This window comes from Telluria sp. GW821-FHT07G12 (assembly GCF_059418525.1).
Window position 1 is genome coordinate 560,321 of record NZ_JBWKQA010000001.1, and the last position, 13,412, is coordinate 573,732.

11 protein-coding genes are annotated in these 13,412 nt (G+C 64.8%); 5 read left to right on the forward strand and 6 right to left on the reverse strand.

Annotated features, from left to right (window positions below):
- Window positions 1–11 precede the first annotated feature (11 nt).
- Entirely contained in the window at window positions 12–3,275 is a 3,264-nt protein-coding gene (locus AC07PE_RS02680) for an EAL domain-containing protein (RefSeq protein WP_498761327.1), read from the forward strand.
- A 4-nt stretch (window positions 3,276–3,279) separates the two neighbouring features.
- The gene (locus tag AC07PE_RS02685; protein ID WP_498761329.1) at window positions 3,280–4,350 is read left to right on the forward strand and encodes an AI-2E family transporter; all 1,071 of its coding nucleotides are present in this window, start codon (window positions 3,280–3,282) and stop codon (window positions 4,348–4,350) included.
- A 1-nt stretch (window position 4,351) separates the two neighbouring features.
- On the opposite strand, the gene AC07PE_RS02690 is transcribed toward AC07PE_RS02685, so the two are convergent.
- From AC07PE_RS02690 to AC07PE_RS02705, 4 genes are read right to left on the reverse strand one after another with little or no spacing between them, the layout of a single operon-like run.
- Window positions 4,352–4,828 (reverse strand): hypothetical protein, encoded by a 477-nt coding sequence (locus tag AC07PE_RS02690; RefSeq protein WP_498761331.1) that lies wholly within the window; start codon window positions 4,826–4,828, stop codon window positions 4,352–4,354.
- Window positions 4,828–5,619 (reverse strand): M15 family metallopeptidase, encoded by a 792-nt coding sequence (locus AC07PE_RS02695; RefSeq protein ID WP_498762949.1) that lies wholly within the window; start codon window positions 5,617–5,619, stop codon window positions 4,828–4,830. The genes AC07PE_RS02690 and AC07PE_RS02695 overlap by 1 nt, the downstream gene beginning before the upstream one ends.
- Window positions 5,620–5,658: 39 nt before the next feature.
- Window positions 5,659–5,928: a hypothetical protein gene (locus tag AC07PE_RS02700; RefSeq protein WP_498761333.1), complete on the reverse strand. Its 270-nt coding sequence runs from the start codon at window positions 5,926–5,928 to the stop codon at window positions 5,659–5,661.
- Window positions 5,921–6,307 carry a hypothetical protein gene (locus tag AC07PE_RS02705; protein WP_498761335.1) on the reverse strand — a complete coding sequence of 129 codons (387 nt, stop codon included), beginning with the start codon at window positions 6,305–6,307 and terminating at the stop codon, window positions 5,921–5,923. Before AC07PE_RS02705 ends, AC07PE_RS02700 begins: the two co-directional genes overlap by 8 nt.
- A gap of 186 nt (window positions 6,308–6,493) precedes the next feature.
- On the opposite strand from AC07PE_RS02705, the gene AC07PE_RS02710 reads away from it, so the two are divergent.
- Both AC07PE_RS02710 and AC07PE_RS02715 read left to right on the forward strand, forming a co-directional pair.
- Window positions 6,494–8,875 carry a TonB-dependent receptor plug domain-containing protein gene (locus AC07PE_RS02710; RefSeq protein ID WP_498761337.1) on the forward strand — a complete coding sequence of 794 codons (2,382 nt, stop codon included), beginning with the start codon at window positions 6,494–6,496 and terminating at the stop codon, window positions 8,873–8,875.
- 172 nt (window positions 8,876–9,047) lie between these two features.
- Window positions 9,048–10,025, forward strand: coding sequence for an alpha/beta hydrolase (locus AC07PE_RS02715; RefSeq protein WP_498761339.1), 978 nt, complete (start codon window positions 9,048–9,050; stop codon window positions 10,023–10,025).
- 12 nt (window positions 10,026–10,037) lie between these two features.
- On the opposite strand, the gene AC07PE_RS02720 is transcribed toward AC07PE_RS02715, so the two are convergent.
- Together AC07PE_RS02720 and AC07PE_RS02725 are read right to left on the reverse strand one after the other, a co-directional pair.
- Window positions 10,038–11,240, reverse strand: a complete 1,203-nt coding sequence (locus tag AC07PE_RS02720) for a cation:dicarboxylate symporter family transporter (RefSeq protein WP_498761341.1) — start codon at window positions 11,238–11,240, stop codon at window positions 10,038–10,040.
- Entirely contained in the window at window positions 11,241–12,152 is a 912-nt protein-coding gene (locus AC07PE_RS02725) for a LysR family transcriptional regulator (protein ID WP_498761343.1), read from the reverse strand.
- A gap of 110 nt (window positions 12,153–12,262) precedes the next feature.
- On the opposite strand from AC07PE_RS02725, the gene AC07PE_RS02730 reads away from it, so the two are divergent.
- Complete coding sequence (locus AC07PE_RS02730; protein WP_498761345.1) at window positions 12,263–13,363, forward strand: porin; 1,101 nt, start codon at window positions 12,263–12,265, stop codon at window positions 13,361–13,363.
- Window positions 13,364–13,412: the final 49 nt, after the last annotated feature.

Sequence of the window (13,412 nt, forward strand, 5' to 3'; positions counted from 1 at the left end):
TGCGCGTTCTGATGCTCGTGCTTCTGTGCGTCCCGCTGCTTGCCGGGGCTGCACCGCTGCGCGTTGTCATGGACGAGAACTACCCGCCCTACGTCTACCGCAACCCGGACGGCAAGCTGGAAGGCTATACGGTCGACCTCTGGCGATTGTGGGAGAAAAAAACCGGCCGGCCGGTGGAGCTCATCGCCGCCAACTGGTCCGAGGTCCAGCCGATGCTGATCAGCGGCCGGGCCGACGTGATCGATCCGATCTTCCGTACGCCGGGGCGCACCGCGACCCTCGATTTCTCCGCACCTTACGGCACGGTCGCCACCGCCGTCTATGCCGACGCTTCGCTGCGCGGCATCCACGACATTGCCAACCTGAAAGGCTTCGAAGTGGCCGTACAGGCCGGCGACGCCTGTGCCGAAGAGCTGCTACGCGCAGGCATTACCGGCGTGCGCATCTACCCGACCTACCGAGCCCTCGTCGACGCCGCCGCGAGCCAGTCGGTCAAGCTGCTGTGCATGGACCAGAACTCGGCCGATTACCGTCTCTACCAGCTCGGCTTGCAACGCCAATACGTGAAGGCCTTCGAGGTTACGCACAATGAACTGAGGCGCGCGGTGCGCGAAGGCGACAGCGCTACCCTCGCCATGGTCGAAGAAGGCATGGACAGAATCGAACCCGCCGAGCTCGATGCGCTGCGCGACAAATGGATGGGCCAGCCCCTGCCCTTCTTGCGCTACACCGAGCGGCTGCTGGAAGCTCTGCTCGTCCTGGGCGTGGTGGTTTTGCTGCTGGCAGTCTGGCTGCGCTCGGTGCGCAAGGCCGTTCGCGTACGCACTGCCGAGCTGGAGCGCGAGAAGGTCCATCTGCGCACCCTGGTCGAAAGCAGCCCCGACGTGATCTGGCTAAAGGATCCGGATGGCGTCTACCTTACCTGCAATGCGCGCTTTGAAGAGCTGGTAGGCAAGCCGCGACGGGAGATTATCGGCAAGCATGACGCAGATTTTTTTGCGCCTGCCCACGTCGAACACATGCGCGATTCCGACCTCGCGGCGCTCAGGAGCGGCAAGCCCCTGGCCCATGAACAGCGCCTGACCAAGCCGGGCGATGGCAGGCTGCACGTGTATGAATCGATCAAGACCGCAATTGCCCAGCCGGATGGCAAGGTGCTGGGCGTACTGGGCGTGGCCCGCGACCTGACCGCGCGCATCGAGCAGGAGCGCATGATGCGCCAGCAGGCGCGGATGCTGAAGGATATGAGCGCCCTGGCGCAGATCGGCGCCTGGGAGCTGGACTGCGCCGCCGGCCGTCTGGAGTGGACCGACGAGGTATTGCAGATCTACGGCTTTCCGCCATCGCAGGCGCTGGTGATGAGCGACTGCCTGGACTGTTGCCTGGGCGAAGACCGTGACGAAGCCGAGCATGCACTGCGCATGGCGACGCTCCATGGCGAAACCTTCGACCTGGAGATCCAGATCGTGACGCCGGCCGGCAAGCGCAAGTGGATCAGGATGCTTTGCAATCCCATCGTGGTCGATGACCGGCGTATCCTGAGCGGCACCGTACAGGATGTGACCCAGCGCAGAGACCTCGAAGAATCGATGCGGATGGCCAATCTGATCTACCGGACCAGCTCGGAAGCGGTCATGGTCACAGACGAAAACAACCGCATCGTCGACGCCAACCCGGCCTTCACCGCGCAGACCGGCTACACGCTGGAAGAAGTGAGCGGCCATTCGCCCCGCCTGTTCGATTCGGACATGCACGACAGCGGTTTTTACGAAGCCATACAGAAGGCCCTGGCCGACCACGACCACTGGCAGGGCGAGATCCAGGACCGCAACAAGGACGGCCGCTTCACGGCCAAGTTCGTGAACGTCCGCGTGATCCGCCATCCGGACGGCCGGATCTACCGCCACGTGATCCAGTTCCAGGACATCAGCGAGCAGAAACAAAAGGACGAGGTGATCTGGCGCCAGACCAACTTCGACCCGCTGACCGGGCTGCCGAACCGCCGCCTGTTCCTCGACCGCCTGCAGCAGGACATGAAGAAAGCCCAGGGCGCCGGCCGCCGGCTGGGCGTGCTGCTGCTCGACATCGACCGCTTCAAGGACATCAACGACAGCTACGGCTACGCCAGAGGCGACGAGGCCCTGGTCGAGCTGACCCGGCGCATGGCGAGCTGCGTCCCGGCCGACGCCACCGTCGCGCGCCTGGGCGGCGGCCTGTTTGCGATCGCGATTGCGGAAGGCGAACAGGGACTGCACCTCGAGACCATCGCCGGCGCGCTGATCGAGGCGGTGGCGGCGCCGCTGCGGCTCGGCGCCGACGCGCTGGCCTACCCGTCCGCCAGCATCGGCATCAGCCTGTATCCCGAGGATGTGGCCGATGCCACGGACGTCAAAGCGGAGGAGCTGCTGGCGCACGCCGAGGAAGCCATGTACCTGGCCAAGCGCGCCGGGCGCGGCCACTTCCAGTACTTCACTGCCAACCTGCAGCAGCAGGCTTCCCTCAAGCTGCGGCTCAGCAACGACCTGCGCACCGCCTTGGCGCGCCGGCAGCTGCAGGTGTTCTACCAGCCCATCGTCGAGGCGGCCACCGGGCGCCTGCGCAAGGCCGAGACGCTGCTGCGCTGGAACCATCCCGAGCTCGGCCCGATCAGTCCGGCCAGCTTCATCCCGCTGGCCGAGGAAAGCAGCCTGATCGACGAACTCGGCGAATGGGTGCTGAGCGAAGCCATCGCCAGCATCGAGCGCTGGCGCCAGAAATACGATTGCACGATCGAACTGAGCGTGAACATCTCGCCGATGCAGTTCGAGCGGCAGGGCCGTCTCGCCTGGCTGGACCGTATCCTGCACACGGGCCCGACGAGCAACAGCCTCACGATCGAAATCACGGAGGGCGTGCTGGTGAGCGACGCCGACCAGGTCGCGCGCTGCCTCGGCGCGCTGCGCAGCGTCGGCGCCAAGGTCTCGATCGACGATTTCGGCACCGGCTTCTCCTCGCTGGCCTACCTGAAGCATTTCGACGTCGACTACCTCAAGATCGACAAATCCTTCATCAAGCACCTGGCCGAGGACGGCAGCGACAAGGCGCTGACGGAAGCGATCATCGGCCTGGCGCACCGCCTCGGCATCGAAGTGATTGCCGAGGGCGTCGAGCACGGCGCCCAGCGCGACACGCTGGCGGCCTTCGGCTGCGACTTCATCCAGGGCTGGTACTACTCGAAGGCGCTGTCGCGCGACGCTTTCGAGGATTACATCGAAAGGCAGTTGGCGTTATCATGAAAACATGAACCCACCTGCCAGCCAATACACCCTCCAGCAAAAAGTCTTCCTCTTTCTCCTGACGATCGTCACCATTGGATTCCTCTGGATCCTGACGCCCTATTCCGGCGCCGTATTCTGGGGCATCGTGCTGGCGATCCTGTTCATTCCGCTGTACCGGCGCCTGCTGCGCGCGACGAATCAGAAGCCCAACGTCGCGGCCCTGCTCACGCTGCTGTCCATCGTGGTGATGGTGATCATTCCGGTGGCCCTGATCAGCGCCTCGCTGGTGCAGCAGGCTGTGGGGGTCTACGACATGATGAAGTCCGGCCACATCGATTTCGGCCGCTACTTCAGCCAGATCATGGGCGCGCTGCCGAACTGGCTGGTCGGCCTGCTGGAACGCTTCGACCTCACCAGCATCGCCTCGCTGCAGGCCAAGCTCACCAGCACCGCGTCGCAGGTCAGCCAGGTCGCGGCCAAGTACGCCATCAACTTCGCCAGCAATACCTTCGACTTCCTGGTCAGCATGACCATCATGCTCTACCTGCTGTTCTTCCTGCTGCGCGACGGCCATTCGCTGGCGGGACGCATCAAGACCGCGGTACCGCTGAGCATGAATTACAAGAAGCGCCTGTTCAGCAATTTCACCACCGTGATCCGCGCCACCGTGAAGGGCAATGTGCTGGTGGCGATCGCGCAGGGTGCGCTGGGCGGCCTGATCTTCTGGATCCTGCACGTGCAGGCGCCGCTGCTGTGGGCGGTGGTGATGGCCTTCCTGTCGCTGTTGCCGGCGGTCGGCGCCGCCATCGTGTGGGCGCCGGTGGCGGTCTACTTCCTCGTCACCGGTTCGGTGTGGCAGGGCGTGGTGCTGATCCTGTTCGGCGTGTTCGTGATCGGCCTGGTCGACAACATCCTGCGCCCTGTGCTGGTCGGGAAGGACACCAAGATGCCGGATTATGTGGTGCTGCTGTCGACCGTTGGCGGCATGGCCTTGTTCGGCTTGAATGGCTTCGTGATCGGGCCGGTGATTGCGGCTTTATTTATCGCCTCGTGGGATTTGTTCGCTTCGGCGGAGGAGTTTCATCAGGAATAGCTCACTCCATCTGTGTCGCCAGTTGGTGAGCCTTGTCCTGGTAGAACCGGGCCGATGCGGCGTTGCCGTTGCGCTTTAGTTGCTGTGCAAAGGCGATGGCGGCGGCTTCGCCGGCCCGGAAGGCCGAGATCACGTCCTGTCGCTCCTCGTTAGCGACCACCTTTCCGTTCTTGAAACGGCCAGCGATGAAGCCCTCGGGATGGTCGATGACGCCGGAGGTGGGTTCGCCCTGGACAAAGCGTCCAAAGTAGATCTGCTGGACCTGCCCGTCGCGATAGGCGCGCAGGACGCCCAAGCCCTCTGCTTTGCCGTTCGCACATGTGCCGGCCCAGCGCACGCTGTACCCCTGCCATTCGGCGGGTGCGCTGAAATCGCAGGGCGCGGCCGAGAACGGTGTGTCGGCCGCGGCCGAAAGGCTGCAGGCCGCAGCCGCGGCGACCACTGCCAGCGATCGGGCTGCGGCGCGGGCGAGCGCCATCAAAGGGAGCCGCTCCATTTTTCCACAAGAGATCTGCCGGCCTCGAAGTGCATCGCATCCTCGGTGCGGAACGAGGCTCCCCAATACCAGCCATGCTTGTTGAATACGGGAGCAATAAGGCACAGCCCATGCTGCACCATGTCGTTGCCTCGTATGTCCAGCTTGCCATTGAGCGTAAGGTCGATGGCGGTTCCCCATGAGTGGTTGGAGATGGTAGAGCTCGATCCACGGACATAGCGGCAACACAACATCCCCGCTGTACCGAGCGCCTGATACACATCGGGCAGCAGAGACCTTACATCGGACAGGACCGTCGCCAGGCTCTCCACCGCGGGTCGCAGCCCGGTCACCGTGAACGGACCGACGTTCGCTCGCTGCATGCTGCGTCGCAGACGCGGCTCCGTAATGGACTGGCAGTTGCTGCTGTACGTGTCGCGAGGATTGCCGAGCAGGCGGGTCATCAAAGCATTGCTGACCGGTGTCAGCCCCTTATTGAGCGTGGACTTGTCCGGCGTGGGAACCAGCCGCGTGAGGCTGGCGTCGACAGGTGCAATGGGCTCCGGCTCGTCGCTGAGGCGTCGCCAGGTGACACCGTCGGGGTCGATCCGGCCGTCCGGGGCTTGCATGAATCCCCGCTGGAAGGTGTCGATGGCAGCTTGGGTCCGGCGTCCGCATTTCCCATCCGCCGTGCCAATGCGAAAACCTCGGCGCAATAGAACCCGCTGTACCCGGATGATGTCGTCAAGGCGGTTCATGCCGCCTCGGCCGACCGGTGCGCTCAGTGGTGTCATCACTTGAAGACTCCTTCCACTAATCAGCTTAGCGGCGGATCATGGTTTTGCAAGGCGAATGCTTTCCTGCAGCCGGTGCGCATCCTTCGCCTCCAGCTTCATCCCGTAGATCCGCTTCAAATCCTGAATGCGCGCCAGGCTCTCCTCGCCGAACGCGCTCTTCCCTTCGAAGGCGTGCAGGACGATCCCCTCCACGAGGTCGCCCAGGCTCATGTCGTGGTACTCGGCCAGCCCCTTCAGCACCTTCAGCATCTGCTTCTCGATGCGCAGGCCGGTCTGCACGCGCTCTACCGTCAGCTTTTCAGCCATGGCGTCCTCCATTCAAATCCGGCATGGCGAAGGTCTTGCGCGCGGCGCCGGAAGCCAGCAGCGCTTTCGAATACCAGCCGTCCAGCAGGCCGCGCTCGCACAGCTCCGGATGCGCGGTGATGAAGCTATCCCAGTCTCCCGCGGGCATTCGTTCCGCCACCAGCGCCATGAAAGCCACCGTGACGGTCTCGTGATACAGGTCCGGCTTGCCCAGCCTGGCCGCGAGCAGTTGCAGGCCATCGCGCATGGCGATGCAGGCTTCGAGGAAGGGGCGCGAGCGCAGCAGCATGAAGGCGGCGCGCAGGTGGGCGCGATGGTCGAATCCGTCGGGTGCGAGACGTCCGGCGGTGAACGCGGCGATGAATTCCTGGTCGGTCATGGCATACCTCTGAATATGGCTGCGCATGTTACCAATGTACCAAAATAACGTCAATACTATGGTGTCTCTACGTATGAATACCGATTATGGTTATCAATGTTGTAGTTATGAGACGTTTAACTTCTTGTACAAGGTTGCCAACTGGTAAATTCATGGAAGTGACATTTTCCCCCTAGGAGCCAGCACTTGAAACCCACCGCGATCCGTCAATCCCTTCTGCTCGCCCTGTACGGCAGCGCCGCCCTTGCCGCCTTCCCGTCCGGCGCAATCGCGCAGACCACGGCGCCCGCAAGCGCCGCCGACAGCAGCATCCAGAGCGTGAACATCGTCGGCTCGCGCCGCGTTGGCAACACCTCGTCCACCGACACCCCGGTCCCGGTCGACTACATCCCGCTGAACAAGGCGGCCGAGCAAGGCGGCCAGTTCGACCTGGCGCAGACCCTGACCAACATCTCGCCCTCGTTCAACTCGACCCGCCAGACGGGCGCCGACGGCGCCGACCTGGTCGACTCGGCTGCGCTGCGCGGCCTGGGCTCGGACCAGACCCTGGTGCTGGTGAACGGCAAGCGCCGCCACACGACGGCGCTGGTGAACCTGTTCGGCGCGCGCAACCGCGGCAACACCGGCACCGACATGAACGCGCTGCCGCTGCTGGCCATCAAGGACGTGCAGGTGCTGCGCGACGGCGCCGCCGCGCAATACGGCTCCGACGCCATCGCCGGCGTGATCAACGTCGAACTGAAGAAGAGCCTGGGCTGCGAATCGATCGCCGGCTTCGGCGAGTACTCCAAGCACGACGGCAAGAACTGGCTGGCCTCGGCCTACTGCGGCGTCGCAGTGGCGGATGGCGTGCTGGGCATCACCGGCGAATACTACGACCGCGGCCGCTCCAACCGCGCCGAGCCGGATAACCCGCGCACCATCGGCGACACCAAGAGCCAGAACAAGACCGTCTACGTCAACGGCGAATTCCCGGCCGGTCCGGGCAAGCTGTACCTGACGGCCGGCGCCCAGACCCGCGACGCCTCCTCGGCCGCCTGGGCGCGCGGCGGCATCGGCTCCGACGACATCCCCTCGCGTAACTCGGCCGCCATGTACCCGGCCGGCTTCGTCCCCTACATCAACGGCGACATCGACGACCGCTACGGCATCATCGGCTACCGCACCCGCCTCGGCGAATGGGCCGGCGACTTCTCGCAGACCTACGGCTACAACCGTATGCGCTACACCATCGCGCACACGCTGAACGCCTCGATCGCGGATCTCGACCCGAAGGGCATCAGCCCCTCGCAGTTCGACGCCGGCGGCTTCTCCTTCCGCCAGCTGACCACCAACGCCGACTTCAGCCGCTACTATCCTGAAGTCCTGGGCGGCCTGAACGCGGCCTTCGGCTTCGAATACCGCGCCGAGAACTACAAGATCTTCGCCGGTGAACCGGGCTCCTACATCGACGCCGACGGCGTGGGCGTGGGCGGCAATGCCGGCAGCCAGGGCTTCCCGGGCTTCCAGCCGGGCGATGCGGCCGACCGCAACCGCCACAGCAGCGCCGCCTACCTCGACTTCGAGGCCGACCTGAACGAGCGCACCAAGCTGCAGGCCGCCCTCCGCCACGAACGCTACTCCGACTTCGGCTCGACCACCACCGGCAAGCTGGCCGGCTCCTTCAAGGTCGACAAGGACGTCCTGCTGCGCGCCTCCGCCAGCACCGGCTTCCGCGCGCCTTCGCTGCAGCAGGTCTTCTTCTCGTCCACCTTCACCGACTTCATCAGCGGCGTGCCGATGGACGTGGTGCTGGCGCCGAACGGCGGCCCGGTCGCCAACGCAGCCGGCATCCCGCAGCTGAAGGAAGAGAAGTCGAAGAGCTACACCTTTGGCCTGACCTGGACCCCGGACAAATCGATCTCGGTGACGGCCGACTTGTACCACATCGACATCGACGGCCGCATCGTGCTGTCGGGCCGCTTCGACGCCGACAACTACCCTGCCCTCGGCGCCACCCTGCAGAAGCTGGGCGTGGGCCAGGCGCAGTTCTTCGTGAACTCGATCGACACCCGCACCCAGGGCCTGGACCTGACCGCCTCGCACCGCATGAGCCTCGGCGCCGGCAAGCTGGCCACCTACCTGGCGATGAACTTCAGCCGCACCGAAGTGACCGGCGTGCACGCACCCAGCGCGCTGGCCGGCTTCGAAGACGTGCTGCTGTCCGAGCGCGAGCGCCTGTTCATCGAACAGGGCGGCCCGCGCCGCAAGGCCACGCTGGACTTCGACTACACCCAGGGCAAGCTGGAAACCGACTTCCGCATCGTTCACTACGGTCCGCAGACCCTGGGCACCTTCTCGGGTCCGCCGGTGCCGAACCAGCACTACGAATCGAAAACCTCGGCCGACCTGTCCTTCACCTGGTCCTTCACGGACAAGACCAAGCTGACCGTGGGCGGCACGAACATCTTCAACGTGCATCCGACGGCCCAGAATCCGGACGAGACGGACAATGGCTTCAAGTATGAGAGCGTGCAGTTCGGCCTGAATGGCGCGGCGTATTTTGCGCGCGTGTCGCACAAGTTCTAAGCTGCCCCGCTCTATCGCCACCCGCGCAGGCGGGATAGTGTCCCGCACTATCCCGCCTGTTTCTTTTAGCCCTGCACACACGCGGCGATCACCGGGAAGTCCGATATACAAAAAGTATTAAAAACTATAGTTTTAAATATTTTACATATATGAACTCTCCTCATACCATGATGTGACACGTCTCCTGGACTACATCATGAAGCGCCGCATTCTGATTCACCATCTCCTTGCCTGTTCGGCTCTGACCCTCGCGCGACCGCTGCGCCTTGCCGCAGCCGAAGCGACTGCGCCTGCAGCCGCCACCTTTACCCTGCCGCTGTGGGACCACAGCATGCCCGGCGGCGAAACGATCGCCGGCGCGTCCGAGCGCTCGGCAAAGGGAGCCTTGAGCCACGTCGTGACGCCGATGCTCGAGGTATTCAAACCGGCGCGGCCGAACGGCAGCGCGGCCCTGATCGCGGGCGGCGGCGGCTACAAGCGCATCCAGATGGAGTCGGAAGCGTATCCGGCCGCGCGCTGGCTGGCGCAAAGAGGCATTACTGCCTTCGTGCTCGATTACCGCTTGCCCGGCGACGGTTGGACTGCCGGGCCGATTGCGCCTTTACAGGATGCCCAGCGCGCCATTCGTGTGATCCGCGCCCGTGCGCACGCAGATGGACTCGATCCATCCCGGATCCTGGCGCTCGGGTTTTCGGCCGGCGGCCACTTGATGGGCATGGCGGCTGCGCGTCCGGACTTCGCCGCCTATCCCCCGCAAGACGATATCGACAAGCTGTCGGCCCAGGTGTCGGCGGCGGCCTTGATCTATGCGGTCGTGACCCTGCGCCCGCCCTATGACCGCACATCCACAAGGCGTGTACTCATCGGTAATCATCCGACCGCCAGGGAAAGCGCGGACTGGTCGGTCGAAACCTGGATCGGCAAGCAGATGCCCCCGTTGTTCGCCGTGCAGGCCCAGGACGATCCGATCGCCGATCCTGCGAACCTGGCCATCCTCTCGCAAGCGGCCAGCCAGGCGGGTGTGACTATCGAATCACATCCGCTATCGGCTGGCGGGCACGGATTCGGGATGGGCAAGCCTGGTGCGCCGAGCGCAGAATGGCCCGCCTGGTTCGAACGCTGGCTGCGTGAACGCGGCTTCGTCGCCTGATGCCAGCCTGAATCACAGCGAACGTGGCGCCGACAGCGCCTGCGCGAGCGCCTTGCGGTCCAGGCTCTTGTCGCCGGCGGCGACCACGACGCAGGCGACGCCATGTCCGATCACGTTCGTCAGCAGCCGGCACTTCATGGTCCTGTCGATCGCGAACAGGATGGCCATCATCTCCGGCGGCACCACGTGAAGCAGCGCGACGGTTGCCGCCAGCGTCGCCGCGCCCGATCCCGCCACGCCGACGGCGCCCTTGCTGCTGATAAGCGCCACACCCAGCATCCACGCCAGTTCCTGCCAGCCCAGCCGCACTTGCGCAGCCTGGACAAGGAAAGTCAGGCCCATGGCGATGTAGAGATAGGTGCCGGCCAGGTTCAGCGAATACGAGAACGGCAGCACCACGTCGGTGACCGGGCGCGGACAGCCCAGGCCTTCGAGCTTTTCGCTCAGGGGCACGAGGCCGGCAAGCGAGGAACTCGTGAAAAAGACGAGATAGAGTTCGGCCCTGATGTAGGCGATGAAGCGCAGCAGCGACATGCCCGCCAGCCAGGCCGCGCCGCCCAGCACGACCAGCACGAACAAGGCGCTGGCGAAGTTGATGGCGGCAATGAACTTCAGCAGCGGCAGCAGCGGCGCCAGGCCATGGCGCCCCACCGCGGCCGCCATGGCGCCGAAGGCTGCCAGCGGCGCAAGCATCAGCAGGAGCTTGATGGCGCCGAACAGGTGGAAGCGGCAACGCTCTACCAATGCCGGCGCGCGTGTGCCCGGAAAGCGGCCGAGCAGCAGGCCGGCGGGCAAGGCTGCTGCCAGCAGGAGCAGGTTGTTGGCCTTGAGTGCGGGCAGCCGGTCCAGCCAGCCGAGCATGGAGGCCGACGTTTCTGCAGGCGGCGCCGTGGCCGGCAAAGGGCCGCTCGCGAACACCGCGCCGGCGCCCGGTTCGAGCGCCCAGCCGGCAGCCAGCCCGAAGAGCATCGACAACACGGACAACGCCGCAAAATAGGCAAAGGCCAGCGCGCCGATGCGTCCCAGTTCGCGATGGCGGCCGAGGGTCGAGGCGCTGGACACCAGCATGCAGAAAATGAGCGGATAAGTGAGCCAGCCCAGCAGGTGAATGAATGCCTGGGCCAGGGGCTGCATCTGCACCGCGAGCGAGGGCGCGAACAAGCCCAGGCCCAGGCCCGCAGCGACTGGCATTGCCAGCGGCAGGAAGCCCTTCACCTATGCCTGTCCCTTGCGTGCAAGCGCGATGAAGTGGCGCAGCGTGGGCCGTTCCGCTTCGGCGCGCCAGGCCAGCGTCAAGGGCGCGGAGAGCGCAGGCGGCGCATTCTTGATCGAGCAATACACGACATTGTCGGCATGGAAGCCCTGCATCGACGCCGGCACCGCGGATACGCCGGCGCCGGCGGCGACCAGGCTTATATTCGTGAGCATGCGCTCGACCTCGATCGCCACGTTCGGCACGAAGCCGGCCTGTACGCAGGCTTCGACCAGGTTCGCGTACATGCCGGGCGCGCCGCTGCGCCGCACCAGGATGAAGCGCTCGTCGCGCAAGGCCGACAGCGGCACCGCCGGCAGGCCGCGGCCAGGCTTGCGCGGCAGCGCCGGATGGCCGACCGGCAGCACCAGCAGCAGTTCTTCTTCGAGCAGGCATTCGAAGGACAAGCCTTCGGGCTGGCTGACGGGGCGCCGCAGAAAGGCCACGTCCAGCTGGTTCTGTACCAGCGCATCGGTCAGCTCGGCCGCATTCCCTTCCCGGAATTCCAGCTCGACCTGCGGCCAGGCGTCACGGTAGGCGCGCATCACTTCCGGGATGAAGCGGTGGGCGGCCGCCGAACTGGTGAGCCCGACCGACAGGCGGCCGACGGTGCCGCTGCTGGCGCGCTCCGCGCGCACCACGGCCGCATCGACGTTGTCGAGGATGGCGCGCGCTTCGAGCAGAAAGGCTTCGCCGCCCGCGGTCAGCGTCGCGCCTTTCGGGTGGCGGCGGAACAGCTCGAAGCCGAGCTCCTGCTCGAGCGCCCGGATCTGCTGGCTCAAGGGCGGCTGCTGCATGCCCAGGCGTTCGGCCGCGCGGGTGAAATGGCCTTCTTCGGCGACGACGACGAAGTAGCGCAGGTGTCTCAGTTCCATGCAATGTCTATATTTATTAAGTATTGAGAATGCTGTTTCGAGATATTTTACATTGAAGAAGCTTCTCGGTAGCATCTTCGTACACAAATAATCACAACCCGGAGACATCCATGAAACACACTTTACTGGCGGCCGCCCTGGCCGCCCTGTCCCTGCACGCCCATGCCCAGTCCGAGGAAGGCACGGCCGAAACGCCCAAGACGGGCGCCGGCGCCGGCAGCAGCGCCGTCACCATCTACGGTTCCATCGATGGCGGCCTGCGCCACGAAACCAATGTCGACCCCGAGGGCAACAGCGACACGACCATCAGCTCGAACGGCACCTTCCGCTCCAACCGCCTGGGCTTCCGAGGCAGCGAGGACATCGGCGGCGGCAACAAGGTCAATTACGTGCTGGAGATGGGCTTCAATTCCGGCACCGGCGCGCTGAACAACACCAACAACGTGATCTTCCAGCGCGAAGCGCACGTCGGCATGTCGGGGGCATGGGGTTCGCTCGACGCCGGCCGCAACTACACGGTGGCCTACCGCACGATTCTCGCCTTCGATCCCTTCAAGTTCCGCTACCCGAGCATCACTTACGTCCTGTCCTCCACCAACGGCATCCGCAAGGACAACGATGTCCAGTACACCGGCCGCTTCGGCGACTGGACCGCGCGCGCCGAATGGGCGCTCGGCGAAGTCGCCGGCGACGCCGACTACGGCACCACCAAGGCGGTGGGCGCCAACTACGCCCACGGCGGCTTGAAGGCTGGCGCCAGCTATTCGATCGCCAAGCAGAACGTCGGCACCAGCAGCGCGCCGAACTACCGCGACTACGACCACGTGGCGCTCGGCGCGTCCTACGACTTCGGCGACCTGTCGCTGGCGGTCGGCCACATCAAGCAGACCCAGGAAACGACCACGCGCGACACGACCTCGACCTGGGACTGGTTCGGCGGCAGCTGGCAGTTCACGCCGCGCTTCGACCTGACCGCCGCCTGGTACCGCAACAAGGCGTATAACGCCAAGGCGAGCGCCGCGGCGGCGCTCGGCGATGCGCAAAAGGATATGCTGATCACCGGTATTACCTATCTGCTGTCCAAGCGCACCACGTTGTACGCCGAAGTCGACCGCACCAAGCTGAAAGGCGGCTTCGCCACCGGCGGCACGACCAAGCTGAACCAGACCCGCCAGAGCGGCATGGCGGCCGGCATCATGCACATGTTCTAAGACAGCCCACCATGTTCAAACTGAAGATTCTTCCCATCGCCGTCCTGCT